The organism is Actinomadura rupiterrae (genome assembly GCF_024172125.1).
Lineage (GTDB): Bacteria > Actinomycetota > Actinomycetes > Streptosporangiales > Streptosporangiaceae > Spirillospora > Spirillospora rupiterrae.
This window is the reverse complement of the sequence record NZ_JAMZEA010000004.1, coordinates 817104-837743: the sequence shown is the minus strand read 5'-3', so window position 1 is coordinate 837743 and position 20640 is coordinate 817104. Positions and strand designations below refer to the sequence as shown.

Below are 20640 nucleotides of genomic sequence, written 5' to 3'. Positions count from 1 at the left end.
GCTGCTTGCGGCGCGGCCTTCGCGGGCGCGCCGCGGCACCGTTCCCGCCGGGGTTCAGGCGACCTCGTATCCGGCCTCGTCGATGGCGGCGCGGAAGGCGGCGTCGTCCAGCGCCGTGTCGCTGGTGACGGTCACCTTGCCGCTGGCCAGCTCCACCTGGACGTCGGTGACGCCGTCGATCGAGCCGACCTCCTGCTTGACCGAGCCGACGCAGTGGCCGCAGGTCATTCCGGTGACGGTGTAGGTGGCGGTGCTCATGTCCCTGACTCCTCGGTGCTCGGTCCTGGCTGGTACCCCTGGGGGGTATCTCGTGGCCCTCATGCTGCCACAGCGTCTCGTGGGCTGCAACCCCTACCCCCTAGGGGTTATTGCGAGACTCGGGTCACATTGCGAAGAACGGGATGGTTCGCTCCCCGTCCCGCAGGCCCGGCGCGGGCGCCCATGACCGAACTTTGGACGGTCCGTGGCGGAGGGTTATCCACATGCCCTCTCCCGGCGCGGCGGCGCGGAGGCCCGACGGGTTGGGGGTATTTGCCAAGGTATATCCGGCGCGGAGGTCCCGTGGCCGTGCCGTGCCCCCGTCGTGCACAGGGTTTTCCACAGGTTTCCACAGCGCTGTGGAAAGGTGCCGGGCTCGGATAATCTGAAGCATGCCCGAGCTTCCCGAGGTCGAGTCGCTCGCCGCGTTCCTCCGGGAGCACGCGGTGGGCCGTGTCGTCGCCCGCGTCGATGTTCTCGCCATCTCCGCGCTCAAGACCTACGACCCGCCGGTCACGTCCCTCGGCGGCCTCACGGTCACCGGCGTCGCGCGGTACGGCAAGTTCCTCGACATCGACGTCGACGGCCTGCACCTGGTCGTCCACCTGGCCCGCGCCGGGTGGCTGCGCTGGCGCGACGAGGTGCCGGTCAGGCCCGTCCGCCCGGGTGGCAAGAACCCGCTGGCCCTGCGCGTCCACCTGGACGACGGGTCCGGCTTCGACCTCACCGAGGTCGGCACCAAGAAGGGCCTGGCCGTCTACGTCGTGCGCGATCCGTCCGACGTCGAGGGCGTCGCCGCGCTCGGCCCCGACCCGCTGTCCCCGTCCTTCACCGCGGAGACGCTCGCCGGCATCGTCCGCGGCAAGCGCACCCAGATCAAGGGCCTGCTGCGCGACCAGAAGATCGTCGCGGGCATCGGCAACGCCTACTCCGACGAGGTGCTGCACGCGGCGAAGATGTCCCCGTTCAAGATCGCGAGCAGCCTGACCGACGAGGAGGTCCAGACCCTCTACGACGCCATGGTCACCACGCTCCGCGACGCGATGGCCCGCTCCGAGGGCCTCGCCGCGCAGGACCTCAAGGCCGAGAAGAAGACCGGCCTCCGCGTGCACGGCCGCACCGGCGAGAAATGCCCCGTCTGCGGCGACACCATTCGCGAGGTCTCCTTCGCCGACTCCTCGCTCCAGTACTGCCCCACCTGCCAGACCAACGGCAAACCCCTCGCCGACCGCCGCCTCTCCCGCCTGCTCAAGTAGGTCCGAGGCCCGCTTTGTGTGGCGGACTCATCATTGGAGGAGTCCGCCACACCAAGCGGGCGGCTGTGGGGGCTGGTGTCATGGCGCCCAGTGCGTGCTGGGCGGCATACGGGCGCGGCGGTGGGGAGGCGCGCCCCCGGGCTAGGCGGGCAGGGGTTCGGTCGGGTGCGCTGGGCAGGGCGGCCTGGCCGGTCGGGTCACCGGCGCGGGCGGACGGTCTGGTCAGGCGGGCCCGCGGCTGGACGGGGCCCGTCCGTTAGCGGGCGGCCAGGCGAATCCGGCCGTCCGTCATATGTGCGACGGGGGAGCGGAGGGTCTGGTCAGCGGGCGGGCGGGACGTTGCCGAAGAGCGGCGCGATCTTGTTCCAGCGGGCGAGCTGGCAGCCGTCCACCCGGGTGAACCTGGTGTCGATGGCCTGGCCGTGCCAGGTGCCCTTGACCGTGGCGACCTCCGGGCCGCCGTAGATCTTGGTGCACATCATGTCCGCCGGGACGGGCTTGAAGGCGTCCGGGGCCTTGGCCAGGGCCGCGCAGGCCTGGGCCGCCTTCGGGTGGTCGCCGCCGGCCGGGTCGCAGGTCAGCGTCCAGCTCTTCGCCGGCGACTGGGCCGACGCCTGGACGCTGACGGTGAGGTGGTTCGCGGGGGGCGTGCTGGGCACGACCGAGTCCTTCGGCGGGGTTCCCGACGACCCCGACTTGGCGTGCTCGGAGCCGCAGGCGGCGGCCGAGAACGCCAGGGCCAGGGCGGCCGGCGTGGAAAGGAGCATCCGATACCGCATAGAGGATTCGACGTGGCGGCGGCCCGGACGGTTCCATCCCGTCCGCGCGGCGTTGTGTGAGACTGCTGCGGTGGGCGGTTTGCGGAAGGCCTGGAGCATGATGGGATTCGTGTCCGATCTGTAGGGCTTCAAGCGACCTCGCCGGAAGGCGGGGCTTTTCTGGGAGGTTCGGATGTACTTCGGGGACGACGTCCCTGCCGTTGACGCCGCCGACGTGCCGGAGGGCGCGTACCTGCTGGACGTCCGCGAGCAGTACGAGTGGGACGCCGGGCACGCGCCGGACGCGGTGCACATCCCGATGGGCGAGCTGAGCGACCGCGCCGCCGAGGTCCCCCGCGACCGGGAGATCCTCGTCATCTGCCGGTCCGGGATGAGGTCCGCGCAGGTCACGGTAGCGCTCAACCAGGCGGGCTGGACCGCGAAGAACGTGGACGGCGGGATGAAGCGCTGGGCGGAGGCGGGTCGTCCCATGGACGGCCACACCGACACGCCGCCGCACGTCGCCTGACGCGGGCACTTCTGGGGCGTTCCGCACCCTGGAACGTTCGATGTACGATTTGCCGGTCTTAATGGAACACCGCGGGAGCTCGGGCGCACCGGGCTGAGAGGGCGGCAACCTCCGCGCCGCCGACCGCATGAACCTGTCCGGGTAATGCCGGCGTAGGGAGCGTGCAGTGTCCGCTGTGCAGCAGGAGTCCGTCGGCGCCCCGCGCGACGAGGCCCCGTACACCCTCGACCAGCCCGCGCCGAAGGTCCTCGGCTTCTGGGACCAGTCGGCCTTCTGGGCCAACCTCGGCGTCAGCCTCCTCGCGTTCTCCGGCGCGTACACCGTCCTCGCCCCCACCGCGGACGGCAAGCCGACCATCTCGATCACCGCCGGCATCACCGCGATGATCGTCGGAACGCTGATCGGCGGCCTGATGCTGGGCCTGGCCGCCGTCCCCGGCGCGCGCACCGGCCAGCCCGCGATGGTCCTGCTCCGCGGCCTGTTCGGGGCGCGCCCGTCCTACCTGCCGACCGTGCTGAACGTCGCGCAGCTGATCGGCTGGGGCACCTTCGAGCTGATCACCATCGCGGGCGCGGCCCGCGCGCTGTACGACGGCGTCCCGCGCTGGGCCTACGTCGTCGCCGCCGGCGTGATCACGACCGTCCTGACGATCTGGCCGCTCGGCTCCGTCCGGATGCTGCGCCGCTACGTGACGATCGCGGTCTGCCTCGCGCTCGTCTACTTCTACGTCCAGCTCCTGCGCGAGCCCCTGCCCGACCTGAACAAGGGGTCCTGGGACGGCTTCTGGCTCGGCGCGGACGCCGCGCTCGCCGTGTCGATCTCCTGGGTCCCGGTCGCCGCCGACTACACCCGGCATTCCCGGACGCAGCGCGCCGCCTTCGGGGCCGCCGCCGTCGGCTACTCGATCACGCAGATCATCGCCTACGTCCTCGGCCTGTTCGCGCTGGCCCTCGTCGCGGGCGACTCGTCCCGGATCTACGACCCGTTCCTGCACGTCACCCTGGGCGCGCTGATCTTCGCGATCTTCGTCCTGCGGGAGGCCGACCAGTCGTTCGCGAACGTCTACTCCACGGCCGTGTCGATCCAGAACCTCGTCCCGCGCGTCGACCGCCGCATCCTGTCGGTCTCCCTGGGCGTCCTCATCACCGTCCTGGCCCTGGCGCTGGACATCAACGACTACGCGAGCTTCCTGTCACTGATCGGCTCCGTTTTCGTCCCCATGCTGGGCGTCCTCGCCGCCGACTTCTTCCTCGGCAGCGGCCGCCGCGGCTGGAACACCACCCGCACCGCCCCCGCCCGCTGGAACATGATCGTCGCCTGGCTGCTCGGCATCGCCGTCTACCAGCTCATCAACCCCGGCACGGTCGCCCACTGGACCGACCTCTGGCAGCACCTCCAGAAGACCCTCCACTTCACCCCCGCCACCTGGATGAGCGCCTCCCTCTTCTCCTTCCTGGCCGCCGCGGCCGCCACCCTCCTCCTCAACCCCCTCACCCGCCGCCGCCCCACCCCCACCGACAGCAACTAGCACCTACCGGCCCCAGCCGCCCCCGCCCCGCCTCTTCGAGGCACCCCACTCCCGGCTCCCGAGCCGCTGTCAGAGCACGCAACTACTCCACGCCAACCAGCGCCGGCGCATTTCAGTGCGAGCGCGTATCAGCGCAGGCGCGTACTAGCGCGGGCACGTCTCAGCGCGGCCACGTCTCAGCGCGAGCGCGTCTCAGCGCGGGCGCGTCTCAGCGCGGGCGCGTCTCAGCGCGGGCGCGTCTCAGCGCAGGCACGTACCAGCGCAGGCACGTACCAGCGCAGGCACGTACCAGCGAGGGCACGTACAGCGAGGGCACGTACCAGTGCGGGCGCGTACTGGCCCGGGCGCGCGCATGTGCCGCTTGACCTGGGGATTTGGAGAGTTATCCACAGGTTGGAGGATGGCTTTGATTGGCGAGCGGGGTGGCGGAGACTTGGGGTGTGCGCGGGGCTTGGGAGTGGTTCGTGAGAGGTGGGGCGAAGAGTTTTCGGTGGGACGGGGTGGTGCGGTGAGACCTTTCAGGGGCGGTTGCCCGGCAGGAGGAGGTGATGCGATGGCAGCATGAGGGCGTGCGACTCCACGTTCACGATCCGATCGCGCGCGCCGTCATCGAGAGCGCCGCCGATGCGATCGTCGCCGTGGACCACCGGCACCGGGTGACGGTGTGGAATCCGGCGGCCGAGCGGATGTTCGGCTGGACGGCGGCCGAGATGATGGGACGGGTGCCGCCGATCGTGCCGGACGAGCTGACCGCCGAGCACAACGCGGTGCAGGAGCGGCTGCTCACGCGCCGGGCCGGCGAGGGCGACGGCGGCCGGATCTCGATCGCCACGCGGCGGTTCTGCCGGAACGGCAGGCTGATCGACGTCCGGATCGACACGAGCCTGCTCCGGGACGCGGCGGGCGCGCCCCTGGGCTGGGTCGGGGTCTACCACCCGGTCGAGGAGGACGAGGTCGCGCAGCACCACATGGCCGAGCGGGCCCGGCTCGTCCGGCGCCTGAACGACATCGTCGCCGACCTGAACGCTGAGCTCGACCTCGCCGTGGTGCTCGACCGGATCACCGCGGCGCTGATCGAGCTGACCGGGGCGGACGCCGCCGGGTTCGTCCGGATCGAGGGCGAGCGGCTGCGGCTGGTCAGCCTGACCGGGCTGCCCGAACGGATGCGCGGCGCGACCGCCGACCTGCGTTCCAGCCTGGTCGGGGAGCTGCTGCGGACGGGCAAGACGGTCAAGCTGGCCGGGGGCGAGCGGCGGCTCGGCGACCTGATCTGGTCCGAGCTGCCCGGTCTGCACACGATCACGCTGGGCCTGTCGTTCCTGCAGAACCGGCCGTACGGGGCGCTGTACGCGCTGTTCTCGGGACGGCGTCCCGGACATACCGAGCTGGAGCTGCTGGAGCTCCTCGCCGGGCACGCCGGGGTCGCGGTCGGCAACGCCGTCGCGTTCGCCGAGGCCGTCCGGCAGCGCGCGCACGAGCGCGCCGTGATCGACGCCAGCGCGGACGGCATCGCCGTGCTCGACCGGGACGGCCTGGTCTGCCAGTGGAATCCGGCCGCGACGCGGCTCACCGGCGTCCCGACCGAGCTGGTCCTCGGCGGCCCGCTGCCGTTCGACGCGCCCGCGCCGGGCAGCATCCGCACGCTGCGCCTGCCGTCCGGGGTGTGGCTGGAGGTACTCGCCGCTGAGGTCGCCGAGACCGGCGAGCTGGTCGTCGACTTCCGCGACGTGTCCGAGGCGAAGGCGCTGGAGGAGGCGAAGGACCTGTTCCTCGCCACCACCAGCCACGAGCTGCGCACCCCGATCACGGTCGTGCGCGGCTTCGCCAGCACGCTCGTCAACCGGTGGGACGAGCTCCCCGACGCCGACCGCCGCGCCGCCGTCGCCACCATCGCCGACCGCGCCGAATCCCTGGCCAAGCTGGTCGAGCACCTGCTCCTCGGCTCCCGCGCGGGCGCGGACGAGCTGGCCGTCACCATCGACGCGTTCGACCTGTCCCACGTGATCTCGGGCGTCGTCGCCGGCTTCCGCTCCCTGTCCCCGCTGCACCGCGTGGAGCTGGAGATCGACCCGAACCTGCCGTCCTGCCAGGGGGACGCCATGGCCACCGACATCGTCATGGGCCAGCTCCTGGAGAACGCCTTCAAGTACTCCCCGGACGGCGGTGTCGTCCGCGTCCGCTGCTATGCCGAAGGTTCCGACCTCGTCGTGACCATCACGGACGAGGGCATCGGCATCGCCCCCGGCGACCACGAGCGCATCTTCGAGCGCTTCGTCCAGGGTGAGGCCGGCGACCGCCGCCGCTTCGGAGGCATCGGCCTCGGCCTCTACATCGTCAAACGCCTCACCGAAGCCCAGTCCGGCACCATCACCGCCCTCCCCGCCGCCCAGGGCCCCGGCACCTGCATGCGCCTGACCCTCCACCAGGCCCCCGACCAGCCCCACCCCTCCCCCCACCGCCAAGATTGACCCAGTCGATCGAGACTGCCCCCCGTCCGGCCGCCCGAGACTGCGCCACGCCACGCCCAGCCGACCGAGCCCGTCCCGCCTCCCGTCGGCCGAGCGTGATCCACGTCCACCCTGCCAAGCCCACCCCGCGCCCGGCCGTCCGAGCCCACCCCGCGTCCGGCCGTCCGAGCCCGCCCCACGTCCGGTCGGCTGAGGCCGCCCCGCGCCCGGTCGTCCGAGCCCGCCCCACGTCCGGTCGGCTGAGGCCGCCCCGCGCCCGGTCGTCCGAGCCCACCCCGCGTCCGGGTGGCCGCGACCGTCGCGCGCCCGGTCGGCTGAGGCCGCCCCGCGCCCGGCCGTCCGAGCCCGCCCCGCGTCCGGCTGGCCGCGACCATCCCGCGTCCGGGTGGCCGATACCGTCGCGCGTCCGGCCGTCCGAGCCCGCCCGGCGTCCGGGTGGCCGATACCGTCGCGCGTCCGGCCGTCCGAGCCCGCCCCGCGCCCGGGTGGCCGAGGCCATCCCGCCTCCGGTCGGCCGATACCGTCGCGCGTCTGGCCGGCCGAGACTGACCCGCGTCCGGCCGCCCGAGACCGTCGCGCCTCCGGTCGGCCGAGACCATCTCACCTCCGGCCGTCCGAGACTGCGCCACGCCACGCCCAGCCGACCGAGCCCGTCCCACCTCCGGTCGGCCGAGGCCGACTCGCGTCCACCCTGCCGAGCCCGCCCCGCGCCCGGCCGTCCGAGCCCGCCCCGCGCCCGGGCGGCTGAGGCCGACTCGCGCCCGGTCGTCCGAGCCCGACCCGCGTCCGCCCGCCCGAGGCCATTCCGCCTCCGGTCGGCCGATACCGTCGCGCGCCCGGCCGTCCGATACCGTCGCGCGCCCGGCCGTCCGAGACCGTCGCGCGCCCGGTCGGCTGACACCGACCCGCGTCCGGCCGTCCTACGCCGTCGCGCGTTCGGTTGGCTGAGGCCGGGCCGGGTTCGGCCCGCCGAGGCTGGCGGACGGGCGGCTGAGACTGACGGCCGGCGGGACTGACCTCGTTCAGTCGGCTTCCACGGTTTCGGCGAGGCTCGCCATTTGACTCCGAAGGCGCCAGCGCTCACCTCGTGGGCGCGAACGTCCATCCCAGGGGTGCAAACGTTCGCTCCGGAGGTGCGGACGTTGGGGGAAGCGTTCAGGGCGATGTGCTCTTGCGGTGATCGGTTGGGGAGGGAGCGCCGGGTCGGGTGGTGGGTGAGGGCAGCACGTGCCTGGATGCCCGGGTTGTCCCCGAGTGGTGGTGTCCGGTTTGGGGGCTGGTGGGGGGCGGCGCACTTGGGGTCGGGGTTGGGGGGTGTGTCGGGGTTGGGGTGGTGTGGGGCGCGGCGGGGAATCGGGGGTGGGTGGCACGGGGCGGGGGGTTGGGGCGTCGGAGTGGTGGTGGGACTTGGGAGTCGTGGTGTCGGGTTGGTGGTGATCTTGGGGTTTGTGACCGGATCGGGACATGGACTTGACTGGAGGGCGAGGGGGTGGGGGCGGAAAAGTGTGTGTTGGCGTGGTGTGACGGACGAAACGTGCGCGTGAGGAGTAAAGCCGCCGGGGGCTGGATAGATCCATGATGGCGATTCATGAGCGGGGGGTGAGGATGCGTGAAGCCGGTGAGGGGTTGCACGCGGGTTTTCGGCCCCGGTTTCGGGGAGCGTCATATTGGGCATTTCGGTCGTAACGGAATGACGGGGGTCATCCGAGCACGGGGAACCCGGGGGAGGTGAGGGCGTCGAGCGTGGTACTGCTGCCACACGCGCCGTCCAGCGTCGCGGTCGCGCGCAGGCGCCTTGGCTCGGAGTTGACGGCTTCGGGGGTCGACTCATCGGTCATCGACGACGCGAGCGTCATCGTCAGCGAGCTGATCAGCAACGCGCTGCGGCACGCGCGCCCGCTGCCCTCGGGGCAGGTCCGGGTCACCTGGACGCGCCGCGGCGACCTCATCGAGATCTCGGTGAGCGACGGCGGCGCCACCACCGAGCCCCGGCGCGGGCCGGGCACGCTGTCCTCCCTGGGGGGACGCGGCCTCGGGATCGTCGAGACGCTCGCCGAGGGCTGGGGCGTCCGCCGCGAGGACGGGGCGACCACGGTGTGGGCCCGCCTCTACGCGCCGCGTTTCAGCATCGAGCCGCGGATGGCGGCGGGCGCGCTGCCCGATCTCAAGGAGATCGCCGACCTGCCCGACCCCTTCGCCGCGCCCGACGCGGACGGCCCCGGCGGCGTCCGCCACGAGACGTCGACAAGTCGGGCATACCCCGGCTAGTCGGACGGGCACCGCACCTTGTAGGGTCCTCTTCAAGCTCGGGCGCTGTCGTGCCCCCGTCGACACCGCCCGAGCTGTCCACGTCCGGCCCCCGGGTTCTCCCGGGGGCCGTTCTGCTGCCCGCCCGTGCCGCGTTCTGCCTGGTCAACGCCTCAAGGGTGGGTGGCGGAAAGCGGGGTCAGGCCATCGGCGGCGGGACCCGGAGGATGGGGCAGGACATGCAGCGCGGCCCGCCGCGGCCGGTGCCCAGCTCGCTTCCTGTGATGCGGATCACCTCGATGCCCGCCGCCTCAAGCTGGGCGTTGGTCTCGACGTTGCGCTCGTAGGCGACGCAGACGCGCGGGGCCAGGGCGAGCGTGTTGTTGCCGTCGTCCCACTGCTCGCGCTCGGCGGTCACCGGGTCGAGGCCGGTGTCGATCACCTTGAGCCGGTCCAGGCCCATGGCCTCGGCGGCGGCGTCCAGGAAGAGGCGCGGGCCGGAGACGCGCAGGTCGCCGTTCGAGGCGGTGACCGTGAACGCCTCCAGCGAGTAGGCGACCGGCGGGAACATGACCACGGTGTCGACGTCCACCATCGTGCAGACGGTGTCCAGGTGCATCGTGGCACGTTCCTGGGCGATCGGGACGGCCAGGACGGTGTGCGCCAGACCGGCGTCGAAGACCTGGCGGGCCAGCCGCTCGACACCCGCCGGGGTCGTCCGCTCGCCGGTGCCCACGGCGACGACACCGGGGCTGAGCAGCATGATGTCGCCGCCCTCGACGTGCTCCACGGACGGGTCGTACACCGGCTCGACGCCCGCGAAGCGCGGGTGGTGCCGGTAGATCAGGCTGGTGAGCGCGGACTCGTTGCGGCGGGCGGGCATCGCGAAGCTCGTCAGCGCCACCCGGTCGCCGATCCACGCGCTGGAGTCGCGGGTGAACAGCAGGCCCGGGAGCGGGTCGATGATGAAGTCCAGCTCGTCCATGAGCCGGTAGACCAGGCCGTGCGCGGACTTCAGCTCCTCGTGCGCGAGGCCCGCCACGAGGGTATGGGCCAGGTCCTCCGGGTGGAGGTCGCGCAGGTGGCTCTCGACGACGCGGCGGAGCTGGTCGCCCCAGCGCTTGTCGTCGATCACCCGCGCGATCGCCTCGTCCCGCGCCTCCTCGAACTCCAGGGCGTCCTGGAGCAGCTCGGAGAGGTACAGCACCTCGACGCCGCGGTCCCGCAGGGCCTGGGCGAACGCGTCGTGCTCGTCCTGCGCCCGGCCCACCCACGGGATCGCGTCGAACAGCAGCTTGGCGCTGTTGCGCGGCGTCAGCCTCTTGAGCTCGGCCCCCGGACGGTGCAGCAGGACGGTCTGCAGCCGTCCGACCTCGCTGGTGACCCGGTGCCTGTTCGTCGTCTGCGTCACCTTTCGCAGTCTATGCGTGCTTGATCGAACGTCCCGGCCGCGGTCCTCCCAGAGCCCCGAACCCCGCCCGGAACGGGCTTTCGCGGCGCCCCGGAGGGACCGGAAAAAGCAATCGATATCCGGCGGGCGGGTGCGTACGCTCGGGGGCATGATCCTGGCGGCCGACACCTCGAAGCTCGCGGACCTCGGTCCGCTGAGCTCGGTGTCGGCCGTCCTCCCCCTCGACGGCGGCGTCCGAGGCTGACCCCTCTCCGTGCCACCCCGGAGAACCAGCGGAGAGGGGTGGTCACCACGAACGCGCACGCGCCGAGGCGCGCGTGGCGCGCGGTTCTCACCACGACGAGTGAGAACGGAAGAAGATCATGGCCAAGGAGCTCTACGAGCGCGCCAAGCCGCACCTCAACATCGGCACGATGGGGCACGTCGACCACGGGAAGACGACCCTCACCGCGGCGATCACCAAGGTGCTCGCGCAGCGCGGGCTGGCGTCCGCCGTCCCCTTCGAGGGCATCGACCGAGCCCCCGAGGAGCGGGACCGCGGGATCACCATCAACATCGCGCACGTCCAGTACGAGACCGCGACCAGGCACTACGCCCACGTCGACATGCCCGGCCACGCCGACTACGTGAGGAACATGATCACCGGCGCGGCGCAGATCGACGGGGCCGTGCTGGTGGTGTCGGCGCTGGACGGGGCGATGCCGCAGACGCGCGAGCACATCGTGCTGGCGCGGCAGGTGGGCGTGCGGTACATCGTGGTCGCGCTGAACAAGGCGGACGCGGTGGAGGACGCCGAGCTGCTCGACCTGGTGGAGCTGGAGATCCGCGACCTGCTGTCGGAGTACGGGTTCCCCGGCGACGAGGTTCCGGTCGTCCGGGTGTCGGGGTTGCGGGCGCTGGACGGCGACCCGTACTGGACGGCCAGAATCGGCGACCTGCTCGACGCGGTCGACGCGTACGTGCCGGTGCCCGAGCGGGTGCTCGACCGGCCGTTCCTGCTGCCGGTGGAGAACGTGCTGACGATCACCGGGCGCGGCACGGTCGTCACCGGCGTGGTCGCGCAGGGCGCGCTGCGGCTCGGGGACGCGGTGGAGGTCGTCGGCTTCGGCGACACCTTCGGGACGGTCGCGACCGGCCTGGAGACCTTCGGCCGCACGATGGACCGGGCCGAGGCCGGGGACAACGCGGCGGTGCTGCTGCGCGGCGTCCGCCGGGACCAGATCCGGCGCGGGCAGGTCGTCGCCGCGCCCGGCTCGATCCGGCCGCACGGCCGGTTCCGGGCGCAGGTGCGGGTGCTGACGGCCGCCGAGGGCGGACGGAGCGGACCGTTCTTCCACGGCTACCGGCCGCAGTTCCACTTCCGCACCACCGACGTGGTCGGCGGCGTGGACCTCGGCGCCGAGGGCGCGATGGCCCTGCCGGGCGACTCGGTCGAGATGACCGTGGAGCTGGGCCGTCCGGTCGCGATGGCCGAGGGGCTCGGCTTCGCGATCCGCGAGGGCGGCCGGACGGTCGGCGCGGGCATCGTCACGGGCCTGCTCGACTGAACGCCGCGGGCCCGCCGTCCTTCAGGGACGGCGGGCCTCCGCCGGCGCCTCGTCCAAGGGCGGCAGGGCGCGGTTACGGGGTTCTTGCTGGGACGAATCCCCGGGCGCGGCGCAGTGGCGCGTTGTGTTCAGCGGGTTTTGGCGGGGGTGTTGCCCTTGGTGTTATCGGTGCCGGGGCTGGGCTGCTGGTCCTTCCCGCCACCGCCACCGCCATTGCCGCCGCCGCCTTTCTTGCCGCCGCCCTTTCCGTTGCCGCCGCCGTTTCCATTGCCCTCGCCTCCGCCGTTTCCGGGTGGCGTGGAATGACCGCCCTTGGGTGGCTGGCCGTGCGGGTTGCCCCCGTTTCCGTTGCCATTCCCCTCGCCATCCTTCCCCTTTTCGGACTTTCCAGGGGAGGGTGAAACGGAACCGGGAACGGTGGGCCGGTGGCTTCCGGACGGGTTGGACGGGCTGCTACCGGACGACTCCTCCGTCCCGCCGTGGTGCCGCGAGAGCGTCGGACGCGGCGACGGGTTCGGGTGGCTCGGGGCCTGGCCGGGCAGGTTCCCGGTACTCGCGGCGAGCGCGACGCCGCCGAGCGACGCGGCGGCGAGCGCGATGAGGGCGGCCTTGACCGTGAGCAGCCGCTTCAGGCCGCGTCCGCCGGTACGGCGGTGCCGGTGCGCGGGCAGGACCTGCGTCGGCAGCGGCTCGGGCGCGGTGGCGCGGACGGGCGCGGTGGCGCGGACGGGCGCGGTGGCGCGGACGGGCGCGGTCGCCCCGGCCGGAGCGGCCGCGGCCGAGCGGAACGCCGCGAGAGCCGCGTCCTCGCCGGTCAGCTCGTCCGGACGTCCCGGAGCGGCGGCCGCCGCGAGAAGCCCGGCCAGCGGGTCCGCGGCGTCCCGTCCGGTGGGCGCGGCGCCGGCGGACAGGGCGTCGAGGAGGCGTTCCGCCGCTTCCGGGGTGAGGTCTTCGTCGGGGTGCCGCTCGTTCATCGGCTCTCCTCGGACATGGAGGAGGGGGCGTCCGGTCCGGAACGGAACGCGGCCTCCATGCACATGCTTCTGTTGTACCCGACGATCACCGTCATGCGACGCTTGTAGACGTGCGGTACAGCGTGAATTCGTGGCTGCGCTGGAAATCCTCCGCACGGCCCGGAAATGCCGTGCGAGCGAGGGCGCGGGGCGCTTTCGGAAAGGCCGGGCGCGGCAACGGGACCGCGGGCAGCCTGCCGGAGCGCCGGACGGCCGTCCAGGGGCCGCCCGGCCCGGAGGACGCGCCGCACGCGACCGCGGTGCGGGTCGGTGGGACCGTGTGTCAGGTTCCTCAGCCTGGACACCCCCTTTCGGTGAGCGGGTCGCGGATCCCCGTCCGTGCTGGTCGGGGACGGGTTCAACTATCTCTTTCAGCGCCGCGCGGGGCGGCGCTGTCACGCGGAGCGCCATGGCCGGGACCGTCCGGCAGGGTGGCGGAGCCGTTCTCGCGGGGCCGCGCGAGCTGGTCGGCCAGCTTGCGGAGCCCCCGGTAGGCCGCGGTGCGGACCGCGCCGGGCTTCTTGCCGAGCACCTTCGCGGCGGCGGGCGCCGACAGCCCGAGGACGACCCGGAGCATCACCGCCTCACCCTGGTCCGCCGGGAGCCCGGAGATCATCGCGAGCGCCCGCCCGGTGGCGAGGCCGTCCATCGCCTGGACGGCGGTGTCCCCCTCGGCGGGCATGGTGATCAGCTCGTCCACCGGAAGGTCGGCCACCGGACGCCGGGACCGGGCGCGCAGGTGGTCGAGGGCCCGGTGCCGGGCGACGGTCGCGGCCCAGCCGCGGAACCCGTCGATCCCGCCCTCGAACCCGTGCAGATCCCGGGCGATCTGGAGCCACGCCTCGGACGTCACGTCCTCGGCGTCCTCGTTCACCAGGACCCGGACGTACCGCAGCAGCCGGGGCTGCACATCCCGGTAGAGCAGGCGAAACGCGGCCTCGTCGCCCGCCCTGGCCGCCGCCACGGCGCGGTCGAGCGGGCCGTCGTCGGTCTCCGCCGCTTCGTTCACGCCCGCCATTCTGCAATCAGTTGGGCGGTGGGTGTGACACATGCGAACCGTTCGGCGCTGAACCCCTTGAGACCGCGACGCCCCCGGCGCCGCCCCCGTCACGCCGGACGCGGTCCTTGCGGGGTCACCGGTTCCCCGGCCGGTGACCCCGCCACATCTGAAAACACGACGGAGCCCATGGACAGCGAGACGACCTTCCGCGCCGACCCGGCCGCGCCGCACCACCGCGCGCCCACGGGTCCCCCGGCCGCGCCCGGCGAGGCCTCGCACCGGGGCCGCTCCCCGCGCGCCGCCGGCGACACGCTGGTGCACTCGTCCCCCGCCGGCGCGCCGCTCGGCCGCGAGAACGCGCCGCTCGGCGAGTTCGCCTCCACCGCCACGTCCGTACTCGCGGACGGCTCGGGCGCGACGTCGGTGATCCCGGACGGCTCGGGCGCCGGGTCCTTCGGGCGGACCGAGATCCTCACCTCGGACGCACCCGGAAACGCCTCGCCCGCCCTGGACGCGCCCGCCATGCCGGAAATCGCGGAACCCGCGCCGGTGTTCGTCGACCTCTCCGGGCGGCGCCGCCGTCTCGGCCGCCGCATCGGGATGGTGTGCGGCGGGTTCCTCATCGCGTTCCTCGTGGCCATGGTCATCGGCGTGGCGACCGGCGCCAGCGTCCCCGGGACGCCTTGGACGGTCGTCCCGGGCGCGCAGCACCACCACAAGAAGACCAAGGCCCCCAGCCCCCTTCCCAAGCAGGCCCCGCATGGCCAGAACCGGCCGGACGGCCGGACCCCGGGCTCGGTGCCGTCCGGATCGTCCCCCGCAGGACGGTCCGGCGGCGGTGGCCGCGGGGGCGGCGGCCACGGCACCTCGCCGTCCACCACCCCGAAGCCCTCGGCTTCCGCGCCGACCTCGTCCGCGTCGCCCAGCCCGACGGCGACCCGGACCCGCCCCGGCAATGGCAAGCCGACGCCCCCCGGACAGACCCGCCGCCCGAAGGCGACGGGCTGACCGTGGAGCCTCCCGAACCCCCGCCGTCGCCCGCCGACGCGCAAGGTCGCACCGACGACAGGGCAGGTCGTCGGCGCACCTCCGCCAGCGCGCGCGGGCGACGGCGGGCCTATCCCGCCGACAACCCCCACCCCACTGGACGGCCCGACAACGCCTCTCTCGATGCCCGGAAGAAGCGCGGGCGCGGGGGGTCGGCTGCGGACAAGGCGCGGGAGCCGCGCGGCCACTGGGTGCTGATGGCGCTGGGCAGCCTCGCGCTGATCACGCTGCTGCTGCTGGACGGGTTCGCGAACGGCGCGGTCGGCGAGTCGCCCAAGCACGAACCGAAGCACGAGCCCGCGCCCGCGCCGTCCCAAGTGATGGACGGCGGGCCGGTGCTGAACCTGGCCGGCGGCACCCCGCACAGCCTGCGGACGCCACCGAAGACGATCGCGCTGACCTTCGACGACGGACCGGACCCCAAGTGGACGCCGCGCCTGCTGGACGTCCTGAAGCGGCACGACGCGCACGCGACGTTCTTCTCGATCGGGGCGCACATCGCGCAGCACCCGGAGATCGCCAAGCGGATGATCGCCGAGGGCAACGAGATCGGTTCGCACACCTACACGCACGTGGACATGGCGTCCGCGCCCGCGTGGCGCAACCGGCTCGAACTGGACCTGACGCAGCGCGCGCTCGCCGGCGCGGCCGGGGTGCACACGCGGCTGATCCGCATGCCCTACTCGTCCGTCCCGGACGGGCTGACCGCGCCGGAGTGGCGCGCCGCCCAGCAGGCCGGGCGCGAGGGCTACCTGGTCGTCCTCACTGACCGGGACACCGAGGACTGGCAGAAGCCGGGCGTCGACAAGATCGTCCAGGCCGCGACGGCGTCGGAGAAGGACGGCCACGGCGCGATCGTGATGCTGCACGACGCGGGCGGCGACCGCACCGAGACGGTCGCGGCCGTCGAGCAGGTGATCGTCAGGCTCCAGGCGCGCGGGTACCGGTTCACCACGGTCTCCGCGGCGATGGGCCTGCCGAAAGCGGACGTGCCCGCGACCGGGACCGAGAAGGCGATCGGCTGGACGCTGGTCTCCGCGCAGCGCTCGGCCGCCGCGCTCACCGGCTGGATGCAGCTGCTGTTCGTGATCGCCGGAGTGGCGGCCGCGGTGCGGCTGGCCGTCCTGCTGGTGTTCGCGCACGTGCACCGGCAGCGGGCGCGCCGGTTCCGCCCGCCGCGGTCCCTCCAGCCGGCGTCCGGACCGCCGGATCCCGCCGCCGCGCTGTCGGCGCTCGGCGCGCCGTCCGGGGCGGACGCCCCGCCGTCGGTGTCGGTGATCGTCCCCGCCTACAACGAGGAGGCCGGGATCGCGGCGACCGTCCGGTCCCTGCTGAACACCGACTACCCGGGCCCGCTCGAAGTGATCGTCGTGGACGACGGGTCCACCGACGCGACCGCGGAGATCGTCGCGCGGCTCGCGCTGCCCGGCGTCCGGCTGATGCGCAAGCCCAACGGCGGCAAGCCGGGCGCGCTCAACGTCGGGATCGCGGCCTCGGTCGGCGAGATCCTGGTGCTGGTGGACGGCGACACCGTGTTCCAGCGGGACACGATCCGGCACATCGTCGCGCCGCTCGCCGCCGATCCCGAGGTCGGCGCGGTCAGCGGCAACACCAAGGTGGCCAACCGGGGCGGGCTGCTCGGCCGGTGGCAGCACCTGGAGTACGTGATCGGGTTCAACCTCGACCGCCGGATGTTCGACGTCGCGCGCTGCATGCCGACCATCCCCGGCGCGATCGGCGCGTTCCGCCGACGGACGCTGGTGTCGGTCGGCGGCGTCCCCACCGACACGCTCGCCGAGGACACCGACCTCACGATGGCGATCTGCCGCGCCGGCTGGCGCGTAGTGTACGCCGAGCACGCGCTCGCCTGGACGGAGGTCCCGGACTCGCTGCGGCAGCTCTGGCGGCAGCGCTACCGCTGGTGCTACGGGACGCTCCAGGCGATGTGGAAGCACCGGCGCTCCCTGGTCGAGCGCGGGACGTTCGGCCGCCGCTGCCTGCTCTACCTGACCGCCTTCCAGGTCGTCCTGCCGCTGTTCGCGCCCGCCGTGGACCTGTTCGCGGTGTTCGGCCTGTTCTTCATGGACCCGGTCGCGCCGATCACCATGTGGGCGCTGTTCGCGGGCGCGCAGGTCGCGGCCGGCGGCTACGCGCTCTGGCTGGACGGCGAGAGGCTGCGCCCGCTGTGGACGATGCCGCTCCAGCAGGTCGTCTACCGCCAGCTCCTCTACCTGGTCGTCGTCCAGTCGGTGGTGACGGCGGTGCTCGGGACCCGGCTGCGCTGGCACACCATCCGCCGCACGGGGACCTTCGCGGACGGCGGCCCCGGCCACGACTCCGACCTCGGTCCCGGCTCCCCGGCCGGGATCGCGGCTCCCTGATGCCGGCCCGGAGGAGAGCGGGGCCACCGGCCGGCGGCGCCCGCGAGCGGCCCAGCGCCGCCGCGGACCCAGGGGAGGGCGGGGGGACGCCGTCCGGAGCTGCGGCGTCCCCCCGCCACCGCACCCCCGCGTGACGGCTCGCGCGCGGCCGGAGATTTGCGAGAAGTGCGGTAAAGCGTCGTAAAGGACGTAGGTTGTCGGAGATGGTCGGCCCGTTCCGCTGGCGAGGTCGATCTTGATGTGGTGGGATTCCCCCAAGCCCCCGCTGAACCCCCTGATGGAGTACTGTGCGAGCCCCCCGCGCCCTGATTCCCCTGGTCGCCGTCTGCGGCGCCGGTGTCGTGGTCGCCCTGGCAGGTGCCGGAGCGGCGATCGAGAAGAGCCCGGCCCTAGGGTCGACCGACGCCGGCAAGACGCAGCCCCTCACCGCCGCGGGCCCCCTCGCGGTCAACGTCGTGACCTGGGACGTCTGCGGTGACGCCGAGCCCGGCTGCCCCCTCGGCTCCGACTCCGCCGGCCTCGTCCGCCGGATCGACCGCCAGCTCGGTACCACGACCGTCGCCGGCAAGGCCGTCCAGGCGGATGCGCTGCTGCTGCAGCGGGTCTGCTCCGAGCAGGTCAGGTCGCTGAAGGGCCTCGGCCGGCTGAAGTCGTGGAGCTGGATCTTCACCCCGCAGCCCGCCGCCGACGACCGCTCGCCCCGCGCCTGCGTGAACGGCCAGGGCAAGCTCGGCCTCGCCGTCGCCACCCGCAAGCCGATCACCGACGTCCGGCACGCGAACCTGCCGTCCCAGCCCGGTCACGGCCGCGTCGCCGTCTGCGGAACGGTCCAGGCCTGGTCGGCGCGCGTCTGCACCGCGCAGCTCAGCTCGTCCGACCCCGGCGACGACCCCGACGGCGCCTGGCGCGCCAAGCAGGCCCAGACCCTCCTCGGCCTCGCCGACGCCGACCGCGTGATCATCGGCGGCGACTTCACCGACAAGCCCCGCGCCAAGTCCCTGGACGCCTTCTACAGCGTCTATACCGAGTGCGGCGGCGACCGCACCGGCGCCCCCACCAGCCAGGACGCCTCCGGCAAGGCCACCGACAAGACCGACTACCTCTTCGCCTCCCACTCCGCCACCCTCACCTGCACCGTCCCCCCCACCCCCGTCCGCTCCTCGAACCACCGCCCCATAACCGCCACCATCCACTTCACGTAGAGCCCTCTGCGCGGACGAGTCCGTTCGGGCTCGTGCGCGCGTGTGGGCTGCGGTTGGGTTAGTGGACGGAGCGGGATTGGCCTTCCCAGTAGGGGGCTCGGAGGTCGCGTTTGAGGATTTTGCCGGTGGGGTTGCGGGGGATGGCGTCGCGGAACTCGACCGAGGTGGGGCACTTGAAGTGCGCCAGGCGGGCGCGGCAGAAGTCGACCAGGTCGGACGGGGAGACCTCGCCGGACGCGACGACCAGGGCCTTCGGGGTCTCGCCCCACTTGGGGTCGGGGACGCCGATGACCGCGCAGTCGGTCACCTTCGGGTGGTGCATCAGGACGTTCTCGACCTCGGCGGGGTAGATGTTCTCCCCGCCCGAGATGATCATGTCCTTCACCCGGTCGTGGATGTAGAGGTAGCCGTCCTCGTCCAGGTAGCCCGCGTCGCCGGTGCGGAAGAAGCCGTCCGGGAGGAGCGCGGCGGACGTGGCGTCCGGCAGGTCCCAGTAGCCGAGCATGTTCTGCGGGGTCCGGCAGAGGATCTCGCCGACCTGCCCGGGGGGCAGCTCCTCCAGCGTCGCGGGGTCGGCGATGCGCAGCTCGCAGGCCGGGTAGGGGATGCCCGCGCTGCGCAGCCGCCCGCTGCCCGGTTCGTGGTCGGCGGACGGCAGGTAGGTGATCGCGCCGGTCGTCTCGGTCAGGCCGTACACCTGCATGAACTCGGTGCCGGGCAGCATCTCCATCGCGCCGCGCAGGACGTCCTCGCTGATCGGGGACGCGCCGTACAGCAGCAACCGCAGGCTGCTCATGTCGCATTCGGCGACCTCCGGGACGAGCCGGAAGAACCGCAGCAGCGCCGGGACGAGGAAGATGTGCGTGACCTTGTGCCGCTCTATCGCGCGCGCGATGAGGAGCGGGTCCGGTTCGCGCCCGATGACCCCGGTCAGGCCGTCGTAGACGGTGCAGACCGTGAGGACGGTGCCCGCCACGTGGTACTGCGGCATCGCGACCATCAGGACGGTCGAGTCGTCCAGGCCCCAGAGCTCCTGGGTGAGCGGTAGCGCGGTGATGAAGTTCTCGTGGGTGAGCAGCACGCCCTTGGGGAGACCCGTCGTACCGGACGAGTAGAGCTGCACGAACACGTCCGATGGGCGCGCCTCGTGCGCGGGCGATGCATCCGGCGCGGACGCGAGCCATTCCTCGTAGTCGGGCCCGATCACCAGGGTTTTGGAGGTGTGCTCTAGTCGGCCCTCCAGCGCGTCCAGCATGGAGACGAACTCGGGACCGACGAGGAAGACTCGTGCGCGCGCGTTACCGACGATGAAGGCGACCTCGTCCGGCGCGAGACGGTAGTTCACCGGGACGAGGACGGCCCCGATCCGTGCCGCGCCGAACATCAGCTCGGCGAACTCGACCGAGTTCTTGTCGAGGACCGCGATCCGGTCGCCCGGTCCGACACCGGACGCCGCGAGCGCCGCCGCCGCCCGGTCGGCGCGCTGGTCGAACTCCCGGTAGGTGACCGCGCGCCCGTCCGCCGGATCGCCCGCGTGGAAGGCGACCTTGTCCGGATGTTCGTGCGCTCGTTCGCGGAGTATCCCGGTCAACACCGGCATGGACGCGCTCCTCTCGCCGACGGCCCGCCCGCGCTCGCCCACCGCGCGGTGGTGAGGGCATCATCGGGCCATCGGCGTGGCGGGGACAAGCGGTCCGGCGAAGCGTCCGGTAAGGGAAGAGCGTCCGGTAAGGGGAAGAGGACTCAGCGGCGTCGCGAGCTCTTGGAGACGAGCGTCACCACGAGCGCGATGACCACCGCGAAGAAGCCGATGATGAAGAAGAACTTCAGCATCGACAGGACCCAGCCGACCACGGAGAAGGCCAGCCACAGCGCGAGAATGACACCAACGATTGTCAGGATTGTCCGACCCATGCCCACAATCTAGGCCGGGACGCGTGCGCCGTCATCACTCTGGAGGACGACCCGGACCCCTACCGGTCCCCGAGCCCGACC

At 72.8% G+C, this 20640-nt stretch carries 16 protein-coding genes and 1 riboswitch; of the genes, 9 read left to right on the top strand and 7 right to left on the bottom strand.

The window, feature by feature from the left end:
• Positions 1–54 precede the first annotated feature (54 nt).
• Positions 55–258, bottom strand: a complete 204-nt coding sequence (locus FHU30_RS16800; protein WP_253876766.1) for a heavy-metal-associated domain-containing protein — start codon at positions 256–258, stop codon at positions 55–57.
• Positions 259–650: 392 nt separating this feature from the next.
• On the opposite strand from FHU30_RS16800, the gene FHU30_RS16795 reads away from it, so the two are divergent.
• Positions 651–1514, top strand: coding sequence for an Fpg/Nei family DNA glycosylase (locus FHU30_RS16795; RefSeq protein ID WP_253876764.1), 864 nt, complete (start codon positions 651–653; stop codon positions 1512–1514).
• 320 nt (positions 1515–1834) lie between these two features.
• Here the strand turns inward: FHU30_RS16795 and FHU30_RS16790 are convergent, their stop codons facing one another.
• Positions 1835–2281: an SSI family serine proteinase inhibitor gene (locus tag FHU30_RS16790; RefSeq protein WP_253876762.1), complete on the bottom strand. Its 447-nt coding sequence runs from the start codon at positions 2279–2281 to the stop codon at positions 1835–1837.
• 184 nt (positions 2282–2465) lie between these two features.
• Here FHU30_RS16790 and FHU30_RS16785 point away from each other — a divergent pair, with 184 nt between their 5' ends.
• From FHU30_RS16785 to FHU30_RS16770, 4 genes are all read left to right on the top strand, one after another.
• On the top strand, positions 2466–2801 hold the full coding sequence (locus FHU30_RS16785; RefSeq protein ID WP_253876760.1) for a rhodanese-like domain-containing protein: 336 nt from the start codon (positions 2466–2468) through the stop codon (positions 2799–2801).
• A 61-nt stretch (positions 2802–2862) separates the two neighbouring features.
• A riboswitch (TPP riboswitch) is annotated at positions 2863–2978 on the top strand.
• Positions 2968–4329, top strand: coding sequence for a purine-cytosine permease family protein (locus tag FHU30_RS16780; RefSeq protein WP_253876759.1), 1362 nt, complete (start codon positions 2968–2970; stop codon positions 4327–4329). It overlaps the preceding riboswitch by 11 nt.
• A 569-nt stretch (positions 4330–4898) precedes the next feature.
• Positions 4899–6797, top strand: coding sequence for a sensor histidine kinase (locus tag FHU30_RS16775; protein WP_253876757.1), 1899 nt, complete (start codon positions 4899–4901; stop codon positions 6795–6797).
• 1743 nt (positions 6798–8540) lie between these two features.
• Positions 8541–9065 carry an ATP-binding protein gene (locus tag FHU30_RS16770; RefSeq protein WP_253876755.1) on the top strand — a complete coding sequence of 175 codons (525 nt, stop codon included), beginning with the start codon at positions 8541–8543 and terminating at the stop codon, positions 9063–9065.
• 178 nt (positions 9066–9243) lie between these two features.
• Here the strand turns inward: FHU30_RS16770 and FHU30_RS16765 are convergent, their stop codons facing one another.
• Positions 9244–10455, bottom strand: a complete 1212-nt coding sequence (locus FHU30_RS16765; RefSeq protein WP_253876753.1) for an arginine deiminase — start codon at positions 10453–10455, stop codon at positions 9244–9246.
• Between the two features lie 362 nt (positions 10456–10817).
• On the opposite strand from FHU30_RS16765, the gene tuf reads away from it, so the two are divergent.
• The gene (gene tuf, locus FHU30_RS16760; RefSeq protein ID WP_253876751.1) at positions 10818–12002 is read left to right on the top strand and encodes an elongation factor Tu; all 1185 of its coding nucleotides are present in this window, start codon (positions 10818–10820) and stop codon (positions 12000–12002) included.
• Between the two features lie 128 nt (positions 12003–12130).
• Here the strand turns inward: tuf and FHU30_RS16755 are convergent, their stop codons facing one another.
• Entirely contained in the window at positions 12131–12976 is an 846-nt protein-coding gene (locus FHU30_RS16755; RefSeq protein WP_253876749.1) for a hypothetical protein, read from the bottom strand.
• A 397-nt stretch (positions 12977–13373) separates the two neighbouring features.
• Positions 13374–14033 carry an RNA polymerase sigma factor gene (locus tag FHU30_RS16750; protein ID WP_301323143.1) on the bottom strand — a complete coding sequence of 220 codons (660 nt, stop codon included), beginning with the start codon at positions 14031–14033 and terminating at the stop codon, positions 13374–13376.
• 168 nt (positions 14034–14201) lie between these two features.
• On the opposite strand from FHU30_RS16750, the gene FHU30_RS16745 reads away from it, so the two are divergent.
• The 3 genes from FHU30_RS16745 to FHU30_RS16735 all read left to right on the top strand — a co-directional run bounded on the left by FHU30_RS16745 (position 14202) and on the right by FHU30_RS16735 (position 18645).
• The gene (locus FHU30_RS16745) at positions 14202–15023 is read left to right on the top strand and encodes a hypothetical protein (protein WP_253876745.1); all 822 of its coding nucleotides are present in this window, start codon (positions 14202–14204) and stop codon (positions 15021–15023) included.
• 236 nt (positions 15024–15259) lie between these two features.
• Positions 15260–17443 (top strand): bifunctional polysaccharide deacetylase/glycosyltransferase family 2 protein, encoded by a 2184-nt coding sequence (locus tag FHU30_RS16740; protein WP_253876743.1) that lies wholly within the window; start codon positions 15260–15262, stop codon positions 17441–17443.
• 287 nt (positions 17444–17730) lie between these two features.
• The gene (locus FHU30_RS16735) at positions 17731–18645 is read left to right on the top strand and encodes an endonuclease/exonuclease/phosphatase family protein (protein ID WP_253876741.1); all 915 of its coding nucleotides are present in this window, start codon (positions 17731–17733) and stop codon (positions 18643–18645) included.
• Positions 18646–18703: 58 nt separating this feature from the next.
• Here the strand turns inward: FHU30_RS16735 and FHU30_RS16730 are convergent, their stop codons facing one another.
• Positions 18704–20245, bottom strand: coding sequence for a long-chain-fatty-acid--CoA ligase (locus FHU30_RS16730; RefSeq protein WP_253876739.1), 1542 nt, complete (start codon positions 20243–20245; stop codon positions 18704–18706).
• A 143-nt stretch (positions 20246–20388) separates the two neighbouring features.
• Positions 20389–20559 (bottom strand): hypothetical protein, encoded by a 171-nt coding sequence (locus FHU30_RS16725; protein ID WP_253876738.1) that lies wholly within the window; start codon positions 20557–20559, stop codon positions 20389–20391.
• Positions 20560–20640 lie beyond the last annotated feature (81 nt).